A 19915-nucleotide genomic window follows, 5' to 3' on the forward strand; every position below is an offset into this window, starting at 1 on the left:
GCCGATCCCGACGGGGGGAGGAGCCGATGATGACACGACCACGACGACATCTCTGGGCGGCACTGGCCATTGCGTTGCTGGTCGTTCTCATCGGTATGGCGCTCGGGCACGGGCTGGTCACCGCACTGGGACTCGTGGTGGCCGGCCTGTCCTGTGTCGAGGCGCCGCGGCGGCATACCCGATCGGGCGTCGAAGATGCCTGGATCCCCCTGCCCGATATGGGTGTTGGCACGGATACCACCGGGCCGTCCGATCGCGGAGGCTGGGGACGAAGCGACGGCGATGCGAGGACGGAGGCCGCGACGATGACGAGAGTGACACCGGGTGCGGTCGGGCTACTCTGCGCCGTTGCAGACAGCCGGGAGTCCCGCGGGACCAGGACGGGAACGAGCGCTATGCAGGCCGGAGACATCGCTGCCCACGTGCCGACCGTGACCTTGGCCGATCCGGTGATCCGGGCCGTGCGGGTGATGGCGGTCAGCCGGCTGCCCGGCCTGATCGTGGTGGACGAGAACTCCTACCCGGTCACGGTGCTGCCGGGCAGCCAGGTGCTGCGGCTGATGGTGCCGGACTCCTACCGGGGCGATCCGGCGCTGGCGCGCGCGGTCGACGAGTCGCATGCCGACCGGTTCTGGCTGCCGGCGGGTTCTCGCGCGATCGCCGACTGCCTGCCGCACCCGGTGCAACGGCCGGTGATGGTGCGGCGAGACGCCACCCTGCTCGAGATTGCCGCGCTGATGGCGCGATGGCGCAGCCCGGTCATCGCCGTGCTCGACCGGGACGGCTCACTCTACGGCGCGGTCACGCTCGAACGGCTGATCACCAGCCTCGCGGTGACCGCCGGGGAGGACCCGCCCGGCACGCCCTAGATCGCACCGAACGCCCAGTGGAGGAGGACCTCGTGAACTGTCGACACGATCTTGCGGGGTCCGGGCGATGACGGCGGCGCTGGCACTGACGATCTTCCTGATTGCGTTCTTCTTCATCGCCACCGAGAAGGCCGACAAGGTCGCGGTCGTGCTGATCGCGGCCGGCGCGATGGCCGGGCTGAAGCTGATCCCCGGCAGTGAGGTGTTCTTCTCCGAGCACGCCGGCATCGACTGGAACGTCATCTTCCTGCTGCTGGGGATGATGATCATCGTCGGCATCATCAAACAGACCGGGCTGTTTGACTTCCTGGCGATCTGGGCAGCGAAGCGGGCCCGTGGCAAGCCCTATCGGCTGATGGTGATGCTGATGGTCATCACGGCGATCGCGTCGCCGTTCCTGGACAATGTCACGACGATCATGCTGGTCGCCCCGGTGACCGTGGTCGTGTGCGACCGGCTGGCCGTCTCCGCGCGGCCCTACCTGATCGCCGAGGTGCTCGCCTCCAACATCGGCGGTGCCGCGACGCTGATCGGGGATCCGCCGAACATCATCATCGGCAGCCGGGCCGGCCTGACGTTCACCGACTTCCTCGCGCACCTGGCGCCGATCGTCGTGGTGGTCTTCGTCGTGTTCGTGCTCGGGACACGCGTGCTGTTCCGCGCCGAGTTCCGCTATCACCCCGAGCGGGTCGCCGAGGTGATGCTGCTCAACGAGCGCCGGGCGATCACCGATCCGGTGATGCTGCGGCGCGCGCTGGTCGTCTTCGCCGCGGTCGTGGTGGGTTTCTGCCTGCACGGTGCGCTGCATTTCGACCCGGCGATCGTCGCGCTGCTGGGTGCCGGGGTGATGCTGCTGGTCACGCGCACCGACCCGCAGGAGGCGCTGCGGGAGGTCGAGTGGCCGACACTGGTCTTCTTCATGGGGCTGTTCGTCATGGTCGCCGGGTTGGCGCACACCGGCGTCATCGAGACGCTCGGCCGCTGGGTCGTTGATGCGGTGGGTGACGACTACTTCATGGCGGCTTCCGCCCTGCTGTTCGGCTCCGCCATCCTGGGTGCGTTCTTCGACAACATCCCGTATGTCGCGACGATGGCGCCGATCGTCGAGGAACTGGCGGCGGACGCGCCGGACGAGCAGACCGGGCGCTCGCTGTGGTGGGCGTTCGCGCTCGGGGCTGACTTCGGCGGCAACGGCACCGCGGTCGCGGCGAGCGCGAACGTGGTGGCGATCGGGCTCGCGGCGCGCACCGGGCACCGCATCAGCTTCTGGCAGTTCACCCGCTACGGCATCGTGGTGACCGCCGCGACGACGACCATGGCGTGGGCCTATGTGGCATTACGGTATTTCGTGCTGGCGTGACGGAGTGCGTGTCATCGCGGGGGGTATTCGGTGAAAATGGGGTGCGGCCCCGCGCGCCCGTCCGGTTTGATCGGACGTATGGCGATCACTGTTTCACCGGGCAGCGTGGCGACGCTCGACGAGGTCGTCGAGGCGGTCGCGAGCTGGCAGCAGGAAGGTGCGCCCGTGCAAGTGCACCCGGGCGATCTGGGGTGGAATACGAGTCTCGGCACTCAACACCTGGCGGACGAGTTACGAGTGTGGCGGCGTGATGGTCGTCTGGTCGCGATTGGTATGGCGGACGGGCTGATCCGGCTGGCGCTCGCGCCGGAGGTGGATGAGGACGAGGAGTTCGCCGCCCGGCTGGTCGATGACTTGTCGGATCCGGCGCGTGGGGTGCTGCCCGCCGGCGGGTCGGTCGAGGCCCGGTATGGCGCCGCGCTCCGCCGCGTGCTGGAGCGGCGCGGGTGGACACCGGACGAGTCGTGGACACCGTTGCGGCGAAGCCTGGCCGAGCCGGTCGAGGATGTCGGGCGGCGCGTCGAGATGCTGGACGCAGGTCATGCGCCGGAGCAGGTCGTGCTCGACCGGGTCGCGGTGCACCGGGCCGCATTCGTCGGGTCGACCTTCTCGGTCGAGCGGTGGCGCGCGATGGCGGCTTCTGCGTCATACCGACGGGCACGCTGCCTTGTCGCGTATGACGACGACGGCCACGCGGTCGCCGCGACCACGGTCTGGTCGGCGGGGGAGCGCCGGCCCGGGCTGATCGAGCCGCTGGGCGCGCACCGTGATTTCCGCGGGCGCGGCCACGGCCGGGCGATCACGCTCGCGGCTGCGGCAGCGCTGCGGGAGCTGGGTGCGTCGAGTGTGACTGTGTGCACGCCGTCGACCAACACCGTCGCCGTCGGGGCGTATGTCGCGGCGGGGTTCGAGCAACTGCCGGAGGTGACCGACTTCCGGATGCCGAGCTGACCTCCGCCACCGCGTCCCTGTCGGTCGCCGAACCCGATTGGGCGAAACCAGCGATCAGCTTGTATCGTTATTTCTCGCTGCGCGCATCCAACGGGCGCCGCAGCATGCCACGGGGTGTGGCGCAGCTTGGTAGCGCGCTTCGTTCGGGACGAAGAGGTCGCAGGTTCAAATCCTGTCACCCCGACCAAAGTGTTTACGTTAGAACCGTCGGCCTGTGAAGGTCGGCGGTTTCGTGTTTCATGAGGCAACGGCCCCTGAGGTCGCTCCCGGCGAGAACAATCCCTGCTGCCCTGGCTGCCGACGTGTGGCGTGAGCATGCCGCGGTCAGTGACGGTCACGAGATGACGCCGTGGGGCGGTTTCGATCTCGCCAAGAAGCGTATTGAGACTGGCTTGTTGCTGGACTTCGCGCGCGAGGCGACCTGCGGGGTCTTCGCTGAGCATCGTCGCGAACGCGGGCGTGAAGTCGGTGCCGACAATCTCCTCGTCGTAGACGTACAGGTTCTCGAAGACGGCTTGGTTCAGATGGCGTCGCTGGTTCTTGTCGGCGGCCAGGTACTGCTCGTGAGCCTGGGTCAGTAGCGCGCAGCAGGTGGCGAGCTTCTCGCGCAGTCGGTCTTCGGCCAGGCTCGCCCGCAATAACGTCCGCTCGGCTGTGGCCTTCTCAGTCGCGATCCGCGCCTGTTCAGTACGCAGGTAGTCGACGTCGATCGCGTCGGCGTAGTACGCCTGCAGCAACTTGTTGGATTCGCCCTGCAGCCGCACGAGGCGCTGCTCGGCAGCTCCGCGTTCGCGCGCTTGTTTCGGCAGCACCTGTTCGACGTGCTCCCACACGATGCGGCGGATCTCTTCGACGGCCTCCTCCGTGAGCTGGATGGTCTGCCAGTGGTCCTCGACTAGGCGCTCGATGAGGTGAGTTTGCACAGCGACGAACTGGCACCCGTTCTTCCGGTGCTGCCGGCCGAGGCAGTAGAAGTATTCGTAGTAGTTGCCGCTCCCGTTTCGGGTGACTTCGTACGCCAGTGGCTCGCCGCACAGTCCGCAGAAGATTGATCCCTTGAGGTACGAGGTGCGGACCCGTGGCTTCTCTTGGCTCTGCACGCGCGCTTTGCGGATCTGCTGGCAGGTGTCGAAGAGTTGCTCCGAGACGAGCGGCATGTGCTTGCCCGGGTACTCGGCGCCAGAGAAGTTGACGACGCCGACGTAGTAGCGGTTTTGCAGGATCTGATCAATATGGTTCTTGGCTAGTGGTCGGGCGCCCCGCTTTGGTGTGGGAAGTCTGGTGACACCTTGCTTCTCGAGCTCTTCCTGGATCATGCCGACTGGCCACTCACCGGTGGCGTAGAGCTCAAAGATCCGGACCACCCACGGCGCGCGCTCTGGATCAAGCTGCACAGTCCGCACCTCGCGACCATCGTCGTTGCGCAGGCTCGTGTTGATGTACCCGAACGGTGCCAGACCGGGCGTGCCACCATTCTTTGCTTTCTGGAGCATGCCCTTCTTCGCCTCGGTGGCGAGGTTACGGCTGTAGAACTCGGCGATCGAACTCATGATGCCATGCAGGAGCATTCCGCTCGGCGTCTCGTCGATATTCTCACTGCAAGACACCAGCTGTGCCCCAGCCGTCGTCAGCGCGACGTTGATCTCGACGTCGTCCACGCGGTTGCGTGCCAACCTGTCGACCTTGTGGACGATGACGTAGTCGACATGGCTGGCGCGGATGAAGCCGAGCATCCGTTGCAACGCTGGGCGGTTGGCTGATCGGGCGCTTTCACCTGCGTCGGTGAATTCTTGCACCACTTGCGCGTCAAGTAGCGATGCCTTGCGCAGACAGGCTTCGCGTTGTGCTGGGATCGAGAATCCCTCGGCCTCACCGCCGCGCTTGGCTTGGTCGCGAGTGCTCACGCGCAGGTAGACCACTGCTCGTTTCGCTGGTGCCGGACTTGCGACGACGACAGCGGGCTGATTCATGCTGTGCTTCCCTTCATCTGAACGGTACGGAACCGCTGCGCTTGCCACCGCGGCGTTGAGATCGGCCGCGCGCAGCGTTGTCGGGTAAATTTCTCCGAGTCCACGAGGCCGGTTTGTTCGAGGCGGACACGGATGGCTTGCTGGCTAACGCCGAAGTAGGTCGCAAGCTGGTCGATGCGTTGCGTGATGTTGCAGAAGACGCGCTTCAGTTCTGGCTTCGGCATGAGGGTGCAGGCGGCGAAGTAGTCGGCGGCGCGTTCGGCTTCCCACTCGCTGGCGTACAGCCGGTGGTGGGCACCGTGGTCGATGATGTGTTTGAACTCGTGCAGCAGCGTGAAGCGCTGTCTGGCTGTGCCGTCAGACTCATTCAGCGCGATGATCCATTCCCGGCCGTTCCAGTAGCTCAGCCCGCTGGTGGGCAGCGGTTCTCGGACGATGCGCAGCCGCGGCAGTGCTGCCAGGTGGTGCTCGTGAATGCCGTCGTGCTGGGAGCCGAGGAGTTCGAGCAGGCGCGTCGCCTGACGCTCGGCCACCGCCTTGGTGTCGTCGAAGTCGAGACGGCACTGCGGGATAAGTGCACGGAGGCTCGTCAGCGTGGATGGTTGATGTGATGATGTGTGGTTCATGGTGAGCCTCCTTTCGGTTATCTGTTGGTAGTTATTGCTCGTCTTCGCCGGGACGAGGACCCGCGTGATTTGGATCGATACCGTATTTCTCGGTGATCGCCGTGATCTGTTTCAATGCTGCTTCCGGTAGCTCGGGATATTTGCGGCGGAAGTAGGGCTGAAGAGTTGGCAGCGCCCCAGCGATGTCGTATCCGGCGGCGGCACACGCTTCTGTTGCGTCGATACCGAGCACCGCAGCAAGCCTAAGAAGGTTGCCAAGCTCAGGCGAGTCGACTTCGTCGCGCTCCCAGGCAGCAAGTTGCGTCTTACCCATCCCGGCTTCCGCGGCAGCTTGACGCAGGCTCAACCCAGACCGCTCCCGCGCTCTTCGGAGAAGTTGTCCAATTGTTTCGTTATGAATTTCGTTCATAATTCTATTTTACGCTAATTGTCCGGCAAAGCGGACAATTTTCTCGTTTTCTACAACACATTCTTATGTCGTTTAGATGTCTGCTATTTGTTGTGTTTGGGTGGGAATCAGGGAGGTAGATTGCCTCAACCTGATTCCCACCCGGTGCAGGAGTTGGACAGCCGTAGCTGGGTGCTACGCCGTCGTACCTTTCCGTGCCGGAGCCTTGCTCGGCTTGGTGCCGAACAACGCCTCGATGGCAGCGCGCTGCTCGTCGGCCTCTCGCGTGATCGCTTCCTGGTACTCGGCAGCCTTGGCTGCCACTTCCGGGTTGCGTGCCATCTGCTCGACCTGCTGCTCGATGGCGGTGCGGATGGCATCCGTCACCGACACACCGGACAGCTTGGCCAGGATGGTCAACCGAGCATGCAGTTCGCTGTCCAGCCGGACCGCCAGAGTCTTGGTGTCGCTCATGGCGGGTTCTCCTTCCTGAGGGTGTTCGTCCTGCCCCCGCCGCGTAGGCGAACGACAGGCCACCGTCCTCGGGGTGGTGCAGCCCTCGACGCTCGGAATTGAGGTCGAGTGGCTGCAGGCTCCCGAGGACCGGGAGGTGTTCCGGCTATGGGTCGGCTTCCCGGTCCGGTCCGCGAAACAGATGCACCCCGCCCATGCGCGCCGGAAGCGCCAAGAGTCCGGAGACAGCGACTTCGTGCGCAGCCGCACCGAGGTAGTCGACGGTGACCCACTCCCGAACGTGCTCCGGGATCCGCGCCTCGCTCCAGCCGGTGGCCTCGATGAGATTCCGGCCGAGTTCACGGTAGTTCGGGAAGGTGCCGATGTAGTGCTCGCCGAAGAGGTCGAGCATCTCCGAGTCGCCGTCGTGCAGCTGCGCCCAGGCGGCGAAGGCCGGGCCGTGCTCTTGGATGGCGCGGGCGACCCTGGAGATAACTCCAGGATTTTCGCCTGGCTCGAGGACGAAGGGGCCGAACCCAATGGTGTCGTAGATGGCGCGGCCGTCAAGGGCTGCTTCGATGTCGCTCGGGTCGAGGGTGGCGTCGATCCACTGGCCAGTCATGGCTGTCGAGTCTTCGGCGGCCCAGATACCGGGTCGGGATGGAAAGTGCTCGGGGTCGAAGCCGACGGCCGGTTCGTCGTCGCGGCGCTCCGGTTGCTCTGCTTGCTCGTGGGGTTCGTTCTCGTGCTGGTTTCCGCTGTGGCGCGGGGTGTATTCGCTCATAGTGCTCCTCCTTTCGTTGTCTCGGAGATGTCTGCGCTGTCGCTTGGCTCATTCGGTACGGGATAGCCAGAGATGTGGATATCGCTGTGGATTTCGTTGCCCCAGACATGCCAGCGCGCTTGTCCCGGTGTCCACGGTGGTCGCCTGCGGGCGAACAGCTCGAGGTACGGGCCGGGAGAGATGCGCTCGATGAGGGCGTACTGCTCCTCCGGCTTATGCGAGTGGTCTTGGACTGGTGCCTGGATCCAGGTCGGCTGGGAGCGGTACTGGACCGGCGCCTTACCCCTGGTGGCGAAGAGCAGATGCTCTGTGCTGTTCCGTAGGTAGTTGCCGAGGCCGAGGCGGAACTTGACCCAGGTGAGCGGTGAGCGGACTGTGAAGCCCCAGGCTTCGGCGACGTCGTAGCCGTGACGGAGCGTGGCGTTGGTGACCCAGAGCCACAGGTGGGCATCGTCGGCAGCCAGATCGGCGACCGGCATGGCCTTGATCCGTTCCAGGCTCATGAGCTTGTAGTGCCCGACCGCGCCGCGGTGCCCCTTCTGCTCGATGTCCCACGGTGGGTCGGCCAGGATGGTGCGATATTTCGGCGCGTTCATACCGCGCCTCCACTGGTGAGCATCTGCTCGACCGAATCAGCAGGGGCGTACCGGAACAGCTCGGGGGTGAGCCGACCGGCACGGAGGATGCGGCGACGGAGCTCGGTAGCCCGAGCAGCAGCTCGGATGCCATGGAAGACCCACAGCACCAACGGGAATGTGCCACTGTCTGCTTGTTCGCGACCGGAGCGGTAATAGGCCTCGTACTGCTCGCATTTGCGCACCAGCGTCGGCAGGGACTCGGTCCCGCAGTCGATCTCCATGAACCAGCGGTCTTCGTAGGCTCCGTCGGCGTCCTCACCCGCCAGGCGCAGCGCCAGATCCGGAGTCAGCCGCAGCGCCGCGCCGCCGAGCCCGGTGTAGGTGCGGCTGGCGCGCTGTTCGATCTGGACCTGCAAAGCAGCCCGCATGTCGGCAGCAGCCTGGATGGAGGCCAGGTGTGCGTCGGCGATCGCCAGCTCGTGAACCAGGAAACGGGTCGTCGGCGCCTCGGCCCGATAGCGCCAGGATGGCTCGGCACTCGGTCTGGCGGTTTCGGTCGCCAGCCGGTGGCCGGCGCTGGTTAGTTGCCAGATCTGGACGCCGGAGCCCGCTTCGATGCCACCGACCCGGCGGGGCGTCACGTTTTGGAGTACACCGGCTCGCTTCAGGCGCAGTAGGGTGCGTCGGGCTTCACGGGCGGCCGAGTCGAGCCGCAGCTGGTTACTGGCTGGGAAGCAGAAGCGCTGTACCTGGTGGGTGCTAAGGAAACGGTGCATGCCAAGGACGGCCAAGATGGCGCGGTCGCGGTCAGCGAGATCGGCGCGCAGCCGAGCCCGGGCCACGGTGCCCACGACGCGGCGGCGGGCTGGGTTCTTCGCCCCTTTACGGGGCGAAGTATTCGCGGGCGAGGAAGCGGCCTGTGTGGCCGTGACGTCGGCAGATGCAGCAAAGCCACCAGGGGCGGCCGGACGGACGAACGGACTGGCCTGGTCACTGTTGGAACTGCTGTTTTCACTACTCATGACTCGTCCTCCTTCCTCGTTTCGTTTGCTGCTACTTCGTTACTCGTGCTGGCTGTCGAGCGCCGGGAGTTCCGTGAGCGGCCGATCCGCTCTGGCCCTTTGTCGCTGCGGCTGGTCATCGATCTGCTGCCTGCCAGGCGCGCCAGCGCGACTTCGGTGTCGCCGGTCGGCTGCCCGAATGTCGCTTCCGATCGGCGTTGTAACTCGGCTGGGTCGCGCAGCGGCTCCGCTAATCCCAAAGTGGTCAGGGAGACCCACGGCGTCGTTGAGCCGTCGACCAGCAGCCGGGCGTACGCCTGGTGTTTCGGCAGCGTCTCGAAGTCGTGCTTGTCGAGGACGCCGTCGCCGAAGAGGTTCGCTGTCGTGCTGGCATCGTCGCCAGTCAGGCGGAAGGTGATCTTCGTACCGGTGTTGGCGTCGACGCCAGCCACGAGCCCACCGAGCTGCTTGCGGTACTGGTGCGCCATGGTGACGCTCATGCCGAGCGATCTGGCCTGCGCCAGCGCGTCGTCGAGTGAGCCGGGCAAGCGCAGGTAGTCCTGGGTCTCGTCGATGACCATGCCGACTTGCTTCCGCAGCGCGGCTGGCACCTGCAACCGGGTGAGTGCCGCACGCCACGCGTCGGCCACGATGAGCGCGCCGAGCAATGAGGCGGCTTCCTGCCCGATGCGGTCTTTACCAAGCCGGACGAGCAGGATTTTGGCTTCGGTGAATACCTGCTCAATGCGGAAGGTGGGTTCGAGTTGCCCGACGATGCCGCGTAACGAGGGTCGCAGCAGCACGGTGCGCAACTTGTTCATGAGCGGCCGGATGACGACCGTGCGAGCCTCGTCGCTCAGTGCCTCGTACTCGGCCCAAAAGGCGCCGAGTCCGAGCGGGTCGTCCGGTCCGACGGCAGCGATGACCTTGCGTCGTAGTCCGGGGTTGGTCAGCAGCAGCGGGATCAGCGCCAGCGAGGCCTCCCCACCTTTGAGGTGGTAGCGCGCCAGGCTGAGCGCGGCCGAATGCAACAGGTCGCTCGACCGCGGGCCGAGTCCGCTACCGAACAACGAGCTGAACACGGTGACGATCTGGTCGGCCACCAGGTCGGCCTCAGCCGGGGCGGTAACGCTGCCAAGGCTGTTGAACCCAACTGGTTGCGCCGACGACGAGTCGAGCACCACGACGTCGCCCAGGCGGTGCTCCGGAATCCGAGCCAGTAGGTCGCTCACCAGCTCGGACTTCGGGTCGATGACGATCTGGCCGAGTCCAGCGTCGATCTCTTGCAGGATTTGCTGGGCCAGCAGTGTCGACTTGCCGACGCCGGTCGGGCCGAGTACGTGCCGGTGCTGCAACCCATCCCTCACCGGCTGATGGATCTCCCGCTCTCGGCCGCGCTCATGAGCGTGGGTCGCCAGGCCGTAGTAGATGCCGCCCGTCATGGGATGCGCACTGTTCGCAGGCAGCAGACGCGGATGCCGCGGTCGCAGGCCAGGCAACGCGGTGTCGGGCTTATCCGCCACCGGCAGGCCGAGCGGCACCAGGTCGGCCACGCTCAAGCTGAGCGGCCAGAGGAACGGTGACGACACTGCTGTCACCGACTTCGGGCTGCAGCCGACGAGGCGCACCGCTTGGCCGGGTGCTTCCAGGCCGCGGAGCGCAGCCCCGACCTGCCCGATGAGGTGCCCAGCACGTTCCTTACTGCCCGAGATGGCCAGTACCCGGATGCAACAGCCGAAGCCATGTTGGCCGAGCTTGGCTGCCTCATCCGCCGGTGCTTTGTGACCATTCGCCGTCGATAGCCTCCGCGGCCAGGTGCGGACACCAAGCACCAGCTGAAACCGCAGCGCTTCCTTCGTGCCGGCCTGCGCCAGTGTGGCCAGCAGGCTGCGCGTGACGGCCAGTTGCTCGGTGCCCGAGCCGGCACGCAGCGGCCGAGCCCGATGCGACGCAATCCGCAAGGTCGCGGCCAGCTTGACCTGGTCGCCCTCGACCGGCATCACCGGCTGCGACAAAGAGACAAGCACCTCCGGCACATGTGTGCGGAGGACGTGCAGCGCTTTGCGCAGCGCCACATCGTCGTCGGCACCGAGCCGCCAGCTGACCGCGCCGTCGGTACCGGTAACTTCCAGCACCAGACGTGGTTGCCGAGCCAGCGCCGCCAGGCCGAGAAAGACGGCCCGGGCGGTGTCGGGCGACAGCGCCTCCGCGAACTCCAAATCGCGCCAGATCAGCGAGGACTTACGCATACGGCACCTCATCCGTGGCTCCGTCTGGCGGCTGATCGTTCTCATCGTTCGCCTCAGCGGCGGCTTGGGCTTCCGCCTCGGCTTGCGCCATAGCCATAGCGATAACGGCGCGGGCGATCTTCTGAACGTCCGGCTTGTCGCGCAGCTCGCCCCGAACACTGAGACGACGTTCCCGGCCGCGACGCGAGCGGGCAGTCGACCGCCCCTGTGAGTCCCGACGACTCTTCGGCGTCTGCGGACGCCTGTCGTTTGATTGCTTCCTGTTTTTAGGCATGACGAATACACCCTCCTTTCGAGTTAGTTAGCAGTGGATTGCAGGCGTCCGGAATGCCGGACAATTCCTGCTTCTTACTATGCGTCCGGCAATACGGACAGTCAATACAGTTTGTCTATTCCACAACGCCGAACGGACGGGTAGCGACCTCGGTATTGCCGATGGATTCAGACAGAAATTTCGTCGGTATTCTCGGAATGGCGTTTCACCAACCGCGCCAGCGTCGAATTCCCAGCCACGCTCCGAACCCGCCGACGATGACGAAGGCCAGCAGGCAGAGCCACGGCCAGATGGCTTTCAGGATCTCGACCGCGCCCCAGAGCGCAATGGCACCAACCAGAATGGCTGCACAAGCGCCGACCAGCCGGTCGAGCAAGCGTCTCGGATCTGATTCACCAGCCATGGTCACTCGAACGGGTTGCGCCAGGACTGACCAGCCGCTTGGTTCATCTGGCGCTTGGCATCGCGGAGGGCGACGGCCAGGTGGTCGTCCGCACGCCGAGCACGTTGACGCAGCCGATTACGTTGCCTTTCGTCCTGATAGCCGTGCCACAGGGCGGCCGTCAGGGCAGCTAGGAACCAGATCGCGCCAGAGAGGATGCCCGCGACGAAGACGCCAATTGCTAGCGTCACCATGGCTGGTCACCCCGACGCTCCGGCCTATTGATCGGCTTCTCGAAGCGGCGCAGTTGTTCCCGCAGTCGGACGTCACCGCAAGCGAGTTGGTCGGCGTAGGCACGCACCTGCGCAGATCGGTAAGCAGCGTGGCCGTCGACGCGAGACAGAACTCCGGTCGATGGAGGCTCGACGCGACGCGTAGGACGACGCTGGTGTCGACGACCAAGACGACGTGCGCATCGTCGCAGGTACCGAACCGCCTCTTGTGATCCTGCGACGACTGCACCACCTGCCACTCCGCCGACCACGCTGACCAGCAGCGTGGTCATGACGGGAAGTCCGAGCCGAAGTTGCGCTGGATGCGCTGCGCCTTGTCGACGAAGCCGACCTCGATGCGGGTCAGCACCGAGTCGAGCACCGGATCGCCGTTGGCCAGTTGGCGGCGATAGTTGTCCAGGTCGACCGCCCGCTCCATGATGCGACCGGTCAGGGCGGCTTCGGCGTCAACCTTGAGGGCGTTGAACTTGGTCTCACGGATGAGGTTGCCGACGGCACGCGAGTGCTGCCGCTCTTCCTTGCTCGGGACCAGGCTGCGCCGGGTGTCGGCCCAGCGTTCGAGTTCGTTTGGCATGGTGCTGACTTCCTTCCAGGCCACCTGCGGTGTCCCGATGGTTCGGGACTTCCTGCCCCGTTTGGTGGCGCCGGATCTATCGTCGAACCACACAGCAGGCGCTCTCCCCGCGTAAACCAGGCATAAACCGAGTAGTATCCAGGCAGAAGGAGACGTGAGCGTCACCCGAGCAACAAGGAGCCGGGCTGACGTAGGTGTGGAGGGGCTGGAGCGCCCGCATCCTGAGCTGTTGGTGCGGGAGTTGCGGTTTGTGCTGACAGTCGGCACGCGTGTCGCTAGCATCGCGCCATGTATAGGCAAGGTCCAAGGACTCGCACAGACATATGCGCCGGCAGCTGAGTCCTCGTACTACGCGGCCGTCGCCATCTGTTCTGGCGTAGAGGAACTAGTGGGGCGCCTCGGCTACGGACCATACGGTCGGGCGGCTGCCCACCTGTTTGGTGTCAGCGACGAAGCTCGCGGCCTTACGCTTACACGCCGCCGGACGCTCGCCGCAACCGAACTCGACGTTCAGCCGCCGACAATAGTTCGCTGGTGGCAGCCGCGGATCGTAGAGGACGTGGCAAGTGAGTTCTATCGCTCCTCGGACAGCAATTCCCGGAATCAGAGCCAGTGACGGCATATTGACAGATAGCGCTGTGATGCGGTTCATCGATCACGACGATGGGGTCCTAAGATTCACGTGGCGCCACGCCGCCGAACTCTTAGACGCCGTATGTGGAATATTTAAAATCGTGGAGCACCCGGATGCCGACGGGGCCGGCGTTACGCGGATCGTTCCAGATCACAGGCGTACCAACCATAGCTCTCCGCTCGGATTCACACATCACGAACTCAATTTGCACACGGACGGAAGCGCAACCTCGAATCCCGCCGAATACCTTCTGGTCGCCGTTGAGCAAGCGGCCAGCTACGGAGGCGATGCTATAGTTGCAGATTGCACAAAGGCTTACGCTAAGCTCTCAGCGAGAGCGAAGAACCAGCTGGAAGAGAGTTTTTCATTTGCTGGCACTATGTGGCCAGTTTACATGAATAACGCAGATCAGCCCATCTTTCGATACAGGTCCGACGGTCAACTGTTGCCGCAGACCAACGCCTCTGCGAAGGCCCTCGATGAGTTTCGGACGATCCTATTGTCAAACTCGTGTCAGATATCGCTCCCCTCGAATCACGGGTATCTCGTCAAGAATCACACATGGACCCACGGTAGAACGACCTTTCAAGGAGACCGCATCGCGCTCCGGATCCTTTTGGACAGGAGATAACTCTACCTTGGATATCTCTGTCGCAAGCGCTAGAATCGACGCATTGCCTCCCAGCACATCGCCATCGTTCCTCGACGATGCGCGGAGCCAGAGCATTACGGAAATTCCAGACTCGGCGATTGCAGCAATCGTTGAAGACGCTGCAGCACCAGAGGAGCGTCGGTTTGCGGCACTCTACATTGCGACGCATAGGCTGCGAAGACAGCGCGCGATGAGCGAATACCGCACACTTGTCGATAAGTACCGACATCAGTTCAGTCAGTATGAACTGTTCCAGACATTTGATGTCGCCTACCTGCGCAGCCTTGGAGACGACCGCCGGGCGATGGAGAGAAGCCTGAGGCAGGCGGAGAGTGCTGTGGCGGCTTTTCCGCAAAGTCCAGGGGTGTTACACCAGTACGCAGACTTGGTCGCAACAATGATGGAACGATTCGATGATGTCGGCGAAAGTCGATCAAGAGATGCGATGGACGCCGTGCGGCGTGCGATTAAGCTATCAGCAAAGGAACCTCCGAAGTACTGGTCAACTCTCGCCCGCCTAGAAGCCGGTATCGGCCTATACGCAGCCGCCCGCCGATCTATAGCCGAGGCGCTCGAATTGTCAGCGATAGAACCGGATCCCACACGTGCATTGATGTATAATGAATTCATGGTGATTGAACGGTCTATATCGCTATCAGAGGCTCAGGGTAATGCACGAGCCGAACTCCTTTCCGCTAAGGGAGAAGTTGTCAACATGAGGGGCCAACTGCTCGAGTTGCTCGGCCTGTTGGCAGCCATCATCGCGTTTATAATTAGTAGTGTGTCAGGAGCATCGTCAGCAAAAAACCTCGGCGGCGCACGGGATATCTTGTCAGCCTCAGCAGGGATGATCGCGATTGTATTCGCCGCATTTTCGTACGCTTTTAAGATAGCGACAATGCGTCGTGCAGTGATCCTTTTTACTGTTGGCGTCTTGCTGATGGTATGGTATCCGGTAACTCATCACATTGGGTTAGGGTGAAATGGAACTGATCTGTCGTTCAACTTCATCCTCGCCAGGCGGTGAAAAGCCAAACGAAGACTCCATCGGGTTTGGCTCATCCTCCGCATGGGTGATTGACGGAGCCACCCAGGTCGTTGCATCCACACCGCTGGATTCAGCCACCGAGGCGTCATGGCTCGTACCGCGGATATCAGAAGCGCTTTCTTTCGCCTCGAGTTCCTCGATCACGGCGTCTCAAGCTCTTATATACGCCGCCGAGAAGCTCGCGGAATTACTTGAAGGCGAAGATCTTACTCAGGTCGATACCCCGCCTGTTGCTTCCGTTGGGGTTGCGTCCCTCGTTGGCCGAGCGCTCGAAGTCGCGACAGTCGGCGACGTAACAATACTTGTCCGCGCGGCGGGTGGCGAAATCTCGCGAGTCTTCAATGATTCATTTCTTGAGAATGAACGGAAAGGTGTTGAGGACGAACATGACGTAGAACATGGCATCATGAAGCGAAGGAGATCGTATATTTCTGGTACGGGGAGAGCCACTGTACTTACCGGAAACCCAGCAGTCGTAGAGAGACTGGCTCTTTGTCAGGCGCACGTGGCAACGGCAGGAATGGATGTGATAATTGCGTCGGATGGCCTAATGCGGTTAGTGGATGTCTATGATATTCTCACGACATGTGAACTATTTGATCTTGTCGTAAATGAAGGCTCTTACCGAGCTGTAGCATTGCTCCGAGAGCACGAAGTGCTTACTCGAGAGGATGCCTTATACAAACGAGCCGACGATGCTGCGGTGCTGCATGCGCGGGTCTACTAGGAGGATGGTCTGATGTATTCACGCATTGCGCAAGATGAAAGCCACCCCTACCTCATCAAACATCCAAGCGGTGATTGGTTTGAGTACGTTCTACCCGTTTCGGTTAAGGGAATTGTAATTTACGATGATGAGGTTCTTCTCGTTGGCAACGATCGGGGTGAGCTAGAACTTCCCGGTGGGAAGCTTGAATTGGGTGAGCGACCGGAAGACTGCGTCGTGAGGGAGCTTTCCGAAGAAACGGGCGTGGCGGTATGTGCAGGACTTCCAGTCCATACGTGGGTGTACGAAATATTCCCTCACCGGCACGTCTTTGTCGTCGCTTATGGCGTTGATCTGGCTGAAAAGAAAGGTAGAAAGCCACATCCGAACGCTGATCCAGAAGTCAAGATTGCGGGATGGGTCAAGTTGGCGCAACTCGATGATGTCACGATGCCAGCGGAGTACTCTGAAGCGATCAAGCGCTGGGTAAGAATCCGTAATGCGCAGTAAGCTAATTCGGCGCGAGCACGACAGGTACGACCCCCCGTGCTGATGGCATCGCCCCTTTGAGTGAGGGCTGAGCACTTACAAAAGCTTGGTGATGTCGGCCACCGCCTGATCTGTGGGTACATGCTCCCAGATTCGAAGTACGGTCCACCCATCGCTAGTGAGTGCTGTCACCTGGTCTTCATCTCTCTCAATGTTGCGCCTCAGTTTCGGCCCCCAGTACGCGGTGTTCCTTCGCGGTGAGCCACCATGCTCCGGGCAGCCATGCCAGAAGCAGCCATCAACAAAGACGGCCACGCGCTGCTTGGTGAACACGATGTCGGGCCGCGCTCGGACGCCGCTCTCCGTCCGGATCAGCAGATCTTTGCGAAACCGATACCCAGCGCGGTGGAGTGCTGACCGCAGCGCCAACTCAGGCTTGGTACCGGTGCGACGGATGGCGCGCATGTTACGACGGCGACCCTCGGAGGTAGGGTCAATCCCGTGCGCTGGGCGTGCCGCATCCACATCCCGTGGGTGCTCCCCTGTATCGTCCACAGCGTGGCCATGTCCTCTCGCCGTCCCGACACGCGTTCGAACATGATCACTCTGACAAGTGTTCGAACAAGTGGTGCTCATGACGAGTCACCAGAGTCGGAGGTCAGTATGCCTGAGATGACGTGCCTGGAGATCTGTGCGGGGGCCGGTGGACAATCGATTGGGCTGGAAGCAGCCAACTTTCGCCACCTCGCTGCGCTGGAGATCGATCCAGATGCCTGCGAGACCCTCCGCCTGAACCGACCAGACTGGAAGGTACTCGAGGAGGACGTCCACGACCTCGACGGCACCGAGTTCGAAGGCGTGACGCTGCTCGCAGGCGGCGTGCCATGCCCGCCGTTCTCGATCGCCGGCAAGCAGCTCGGCTCCGACGACGAACGCGATCTGTTCCCGCAGGCGCTCCGCCTCGCCGAAGAGTGCCAGCCTGAAGCCGTCATGCTCGAGAACGTTCGCGGGCTTGCCTCGGCGAAGTTCGATGACTACCGGCAGCAGATCCTCGATCGGCTCGCTGAGCTGGGTTACGAAGCTGATTGGAAGCTCCTGAACGCCAGCGACTTCGGCGTGCCGCAGCTCCGTCCGCGCTTCATCCTGGTCGCACTGCGTCCGGAAGCGTTCGCTCACTTCGTCTGGCCGACGAAGAAGAATGAGCCGCCTACCGTCGGGCAGAAGCTCGGGAAGCTCATGGCAGCGAACGGCTGGAAGGGCGCCAAGGCGTGGGCGAAGCGTGCCAACGGCATCGGGCCGACACTCGTCGGCGGATCACGCAAGCACGGTGGTCCCGACCTCGGACCAACGCGCGCACGCGAAGGCTGGCTCCGGCTCGGTGTCGACGGCAAGGGTCTGGCTGACGCTGCGCCGTCAGCCGACATCCCTGAGACCTGCACGCCGCGGCTGACGGTGCAGATGGCTGCAATCGTCCAGGGCTTTCCACCGGAGTGGAAGTTCTCCGGGCGTAAGACCGCTAGCTATCGGCAGGTGGGAAACGCCTTTCCACCTCCGGTCGCCGAGGCCGTCGGAGGTGCGATCAGAGAAGCGATCGTCGCAGCACGCGCCGCGGCTGATGCCGAGACGCCGGTGCGGTCAGTCCTCGAGAGTGCTGGCTGACCGAGCCCGGCGGCGCCGTGCTTCTTCGGCCCGGATCGCTGTAGGAATGTTCTCCGGCAGTTCCGTCACGACCGTTGCTCGATAATATGCCCGCACTCGAGCGCCCTCGTTGTAGCGATTCTGGTGTTCGATCTTCCAGCCGAAGAAGCGGAGGTCGCGCAGACGACGCTGCCAGTCTTCCTGATACTCCTTGGCACTTGCCACGATGCCGATGAGGTCGCCGCGCACCCATTCGCCCTTGAACGCGGCCAACAACGCACCGATCCGCCGCTGCGGTTCGTCATAGCTGATCGCCTTACGAATCTCTTCGGCATGCGCTTCGAAGCTATGGAAGTAGTCGCGCTTGCCGGCATTGCAGTCTTCGCAGAGCGGCTGGAGGTTGTCGACGTCGTTCGAGCCGCCCCATGATTGCGGGATGCGGTGGTCGACCACCAAAGTCACGTGGTGCTCGAGAGGTGTCTTGCCGCACATGGCGCAGCGCTGCGGCGCCAGCACCTCGGCACGCCGACGCAGGCTAATCGGGGCGCCATCCGCAGCAGGATGCTTGGCCCAACCGCGCAGGATGTAACGATGCTCGCCGTCAATGCGCTCGGCCGCAACATCAAAGTAGCGACGAAGCTCGCGGACTCGGCGGTCGGTCTGCGACTGATCTTCACCAAGTGCCTGCGCCGCAAAGAGGCGCAACTCCACCATGGTCGGCGGATTACTCCGTCGGCGATAGAGCAACCCATACAGCAGGCGTTGTGAGGTCGAGCCGACGAGTGCGGCCAGCTCTTCGCTGTCAGGTTCGGGTAACGGACGAGACTCCACAAGCTCGGACGCTAGCCGGCAGCCACTACGAGATCGGCTTCTGACGCCTGGTATCTGGCAGCAGAGGTGCTGGCACTGTGATGGGCTCGTCATCGCGGGCTAGGCGCCAGTACTTGCCATCAAGCTCGACAACATTGGAGTCTCCCGGGTCAGCCGGAACGATCCGGAGACTGACAACCTCGCCTGGCGCTGGCACTGCCGCCCCAAGGCTACGGGCGAGTTCACGATGCACTTCGTAGTCGCCCCCTGGAATCACGTATCCCTCGACCGCGAGCGCGCTACGAGAACCTCCATTACTACGGACACGCTTCATGTAATCGTCTTGCTGAGCAACCGTGGCGATGGTGTTGCGACCAATTCTGCGGTTGGTTGCCAGTCGCAGAAGCTCGTTGAGGCGCGCCTGGCCACTCCGTGGTGCGAAGATCCGGTCGATGGTGTCCCGCGGCAGCGCCAGCAGGACGTTCGGCGGAAGCGCTGCATCGCGCGCCAGCCACCGGATTGCCTGGCGACCAGCAGGGTTCAGTTGCGTTTTGTTGTCGCGGTTCCGGCTGCTCCGCAGGTGATCCTCAGAGGCACGCACCATGCCAAGACTCCAGGTGCCTGCCGCGTCGTCGGCCGTGCCGACGAGCAGCAGTTCGCCGAACGCTTCAGGCGGAATCATCCAGCCGCCGTCCTTCTGCGAGTACTTGCAGTCGATGTCGAAGCCGACGATCCGGTAGTCGAGCAGGACGCCATCGTCGATGACGTCTCTGAACTCCCGGCGCAGGTTGATCTCCAGCAGCGTGCCGAAGTGCGTCTTCTCCGTCTTGTATAGCTGATCCCAGCGATACCGGCCGGTGTGCTGGCCGTCGTAGAGCTGGTCGAACGTCTCGCGCACCACGGCGGCAGCGCGATCGTTGGTGGGATCCGCTTGTCGCCAGCGAGCGAGGACGTGCTGCAACGCGGTATCTGGCATCTGATGGCTGTTGTCGGACACGGGAATGAAGGGTATCCGCTCGCTGTTCCTCAGCATCATCAGATGCAGGCCTGATACATCCACCAGACGGATGCGTCCGTCGGTCGTCGCTACACAACACGAAGAGGGCGTCGCAGCGACACACCTCCGCCGCGGTTTCGAAAGCTACATCCTGATATGCAAGAGTGGCTTATGGTTGCTCATCGGATC

At 63.3% G+C, this 19915-nt stretch carries 22 protein-coding genes, 1 tRNA gene and 1 pseudogene; 9 read left to right on the plus strand and 15 right to left on the minus strand.

Annotated features, from left to right (window positions below):
• The first annotated feature begins 29 nt into the window (after positions 1–29).
• The 5 genes from EFY87_RS20685 to EFY87_RS14115 all read left to right on the plus strand — a co-directional run bounded on the left by EFY87_RS20685 (position 30) and on the right by EFY87_RS14115 (position 3761).
• Positions 30–869 (plus strand): CBS domain-containing protein, encoded by an 840-nt coding sequence (locus EFY87_RS20685; RefSeq protein ID WP_220093636.1) that lies wholly within the window; start codon positions 30–32, stop codon positions 867–869.
• A 67-nt stretch (positions 870–936) separates the two neighbouring features.
• On the plus strand, positions 937–2229 hold the full coding sequence (locus EFY87_RS14100) for an ArsB/NhaD family transporter (protein WP_123272124.1): 1293 nt from the start codon (positions 937–939) through the stop codon (positions 2227–2229).
• Between the two features lie 78 nt (positions 2230–2307).
• Positions 2308–3180 (plus strand): GNAT family N-acetyltransferase, encoded by an 873-nt coding sequence (locus EFY87_RS14105; protein WP_123272125.1) that lies wholly within the window; start codon positions 2308–2310, stop codon positions 3178–3180.
• Positions 3181–3290: 110 nt separating this feature from the next.
• Positions 3291–3367: transfer RNA gene (locus EFY87_RS14110), tRNA-Pro, on the plus strand.
• 154 nt (positions 3368–3521) lie between these two features.
• The gene (locus EFY87_RS14115; RefSeq protein WP_148043344.1) at positions 3522–3761 is read left to right on the plus strand and encodes a hypothetical protein; all 240 of its coding nucleotides are present in this window, start codon (positions 3522–3524) and stop codon (positions 3759–3761) included.
• A 312-nt stretch (positions 3762–4073) separates the two neighbouring features.
• On the opposite strand, the pseudogene EFY87_RS21365 reads toward EFY87_RS14115, so the two are convergent.
• The 11 genes and pseudogenes from EFY87_RS21365 to EFY87_RS14175 form a co-directional block, all read right to left on the minus strand.
• Positions 4074–5150: pseudogene (locus tag EFY87_RS21365) on the minus strand (recombinase family protein); the annotation flags it as partial.
• Entirely contained in the window at positions 5147–5776 is a 630-nt protein-coding gene (locus EFY87_RS14130; protein ID WP_123272127.1) for an ImmA/IrrE family metallo-endopeptidase, read from the minus strand. The pseudogene EFY87_RS21365 and the gene EFY87_RS14130, both read right to left, overlap by 4 nt.
• Positions 5777–5807: 31 nt before the next feature.
• Positions 5808–6185, minus strand: coding sequence for a helix-turn-helix domain-containing protein (locus EFY87_RS14135; RefSeq protein ID WP_123272128.1), 378 nt, complete (start codon positions 6183–6185; stop codon positions 5808–5810).
• Positions 6186–6359: 174 nt separating this feature from the next.
• Positions 6360–6638 carry a ribbon-helix-helix protein, CopG family gene (locus EFY87_RS14140; protein ID WP_123272129.1) on the minus strand — a complete coding sequence of 93 codons (279 nt, stop codon included), beginning with the start codon at positions 6636–6638 and terminating at the stop codon, positions 6360–6362.
• Positions 6639–6783: 145 nt separating this feature from the next.
• Positions 6784–7401: an antirestriction protein ArdA gene (locus tag EFY87_RS14145; protein WP_123272130.1), complete on the minus strand. Its 618-nt coding sequence runs from the start codon at positions 7399–7401 to the stop codon at positions 6784–6786.
• Positions 7398–7997, minus strand: a complete 600-nt coding sequence (locus EFY87_RS14150) for an MT-A70 family methyltransferase (RefSeq protein WP_123272131.1) — start codon at positions 7995–7997, stop codon at positions 7398–7400. Before EFY87_RS14150 ends, EFY87_RS14145 begins: the two co-directional genes overlap by 4 nt.
• A complete protein-coding gene (locus tag EFY87_RS14155) occupies positions 7994–9001 on the minus strand; it encodes a replication-relaxation family protein (RefSeq protein WP_123272132.1) in 1008 nt (335 codons plus the stop codon). The genes EFY87_RS14150 and EFY87_RS14155 overlap by 4 nt, the downstream gene beginning before the upstream one ends.
• Entirely contained in the window at positions 8998–11229 is a 2232-nt protein-coding gene (locus tag EFY87_RS14160; protein ID WP_123272133.1) for a type IV secretory system conjugative DNA transfer family protein, read from the minus strand. The genes EFY87_RS14155 and EFY87_RS14160 overlap by 4 nt, the downstream gene beginning before the upstream one ends.
• Positions 11230–11708: 479 nt before the next feature.
• The gene (locus EFY87_RS14165; protein ID WP_220093637.1) at positions 11709–11879 is read right to left on the minus strand and encodes a hypothetical protein; all 171 of its coding nucleotides are present in this window, start codon (positions 11877–11879) and stop codon (positions 11709–11711) included.
• 29 nt (positions 11880–11908) lie between these two features.
• On the minus strand, positions 11909–12139 hold the full coding sequence (locus tag EFY87_RS14170; protein WP_123272135.1) for a hypothetical protein: 231 nt from the start codon (positions 12137–12139) through the stop codon (positions 11909–11911).
• Positions 12140–12446: 307 nt separating this feature from the next.
• A complete protein-coding gene (locus EFY87_RS14175; RefSeq protein WP_148043345.1) occupies positions 12447–12752 on the minus strand; it encodes a hypothetical protein in 306 nt (101 codons plus the stop codon).
• Between the two features lie 641 nt (positions 12753–13393).
• Here EFY87_RS14175 and EFY87_RS21370 point away from each other — a divergent pair.
• Both EFY87_RS21370 and EFY87_RS20050 read left to right on the plus strand, forming a co-directional pair.
• Positions 13394–14017 (plus strand): TauD/TfdA family dioxygenase, encoded by a 624-nt coding sequence (locus EFY87_RS21370; RefSeq protein ID WP_123272137.1) that lies wholly within the window; start codon positions 13394–13396, stop codon positions 14015–14017.
• A gap of 43 nt (positions 14018–14060) precedes the next feature.
• Entirely contained in the window at positions 14061–15020 is a 960-nt protein-coding gene (locus tag EFY87_RS20050; RefSeq protein ID WP_148043347.1) for a hypothetical protein, read from the plus strand.
• On the opposite strand, the gene EFY87_RS20055 is transcribed toward EFY87_RS20050, so the two are convergent.
• On the minus strand, positions 15012–15230 hold the full coding sequence (locus EFY87_RS20055) for a hypothetical protein (protein WP_148043348.1): 219 nt from the start codon (positions 15228–15230) through the stop codon (positions 15012–15014). The genes EFY87_RS20050 and EFY87_RS20055 overlap by 9 nt on opposite strands.
• Before the next feature lie 595 nt (positions 15231–15825).
• Between EFY87_RS20055 and EFY87_RS14185 the strand changes: the two genes are divergently transcribed.
• On the plus strand, positions 15826–16302 hold the full coding sequence (locus EFY87_RS14185) for an NUDIX domain-containing protein (RefSeq protein ID WP_123272138.1): 477 nt from the start codon (positions 15826–15828) through the stop codon (positions 16300–16302).
• Between the two features lie 75 nt (positions 16303–16377).
• On the opposite strand, the gene EFY87_RS14190 is transcribed toward EFY87_RS14185, so the two are convergent.
• On the minus strand, positions 16378–16917 hold the full coding sequence (locus EFY87_RS14190; protein ID WP_123272139.1) for a very short patch repair endonuclease: 540 nt from the start codon (positions 16915–16917) through the stop codon (positions 16378–16380).
• A gap of 36 nt (positions 16918–16953) precedes the next feature.
• On the opposite strand from EFY87_RS14190, the gene EFY87_RS14195 reads away from it, so the two are divergent.
• Positions 16954–17940, plus strand: a complete 987-nt coding sequence (locus EFY87_RS14195) for a DNA cytosine methyltransferase (protein WP_123272140.1) — start codon at positions 16954–16956, stop codon at positions 17938–17940.
• Here the strand turns inward: EFY87_RS14195 and EFY87_RS14200 are convergent.
• Together EFY87_RS14200 and EFY87_RS14205 are read right to left on the minus strand one after the other, a co-directional pair.
• Positions 17917–18750, minus strand: a complete 834-nt coding sequence (locus tag EFY87_RS14200; protein WP_220093639.1) for an HNH endonuclease — start codon at positions 18748–18750, stop codon at positions 17917–17919. The two genes, EFY87_RS14195 and EFY87_RS14200, sit on opposite strands and share 24 nt — an antisense overlap.
• 25 nt (positions 18751–18775) lie before the next feature.
• The gene (locus EFY87_RS14205; RefSeq protein ID WP_220093640.1) at positions 18776–19726 is read right to left on the minus strand and encodes a NaeI family type II restriction endonuclease; all 951 of its coding nucleotides are present in this window, start codon (positions 19724–19726) and stop codon (positions 18776–18778) included.
• Between the last annotated feature and the right edge of the window lie 189 nt (positions 19727–19915).

The sequence above is a fragment of the Flexivirga caeni genome (assembly GCF_003724155.1).
Taxonomy (GTDB): domain Bacteria; phylum Actinomycetota; class Actinomycetes; order Actinomycetales; family Dermatophilaceae; genus Flexivirga; species Flexivirga caeni.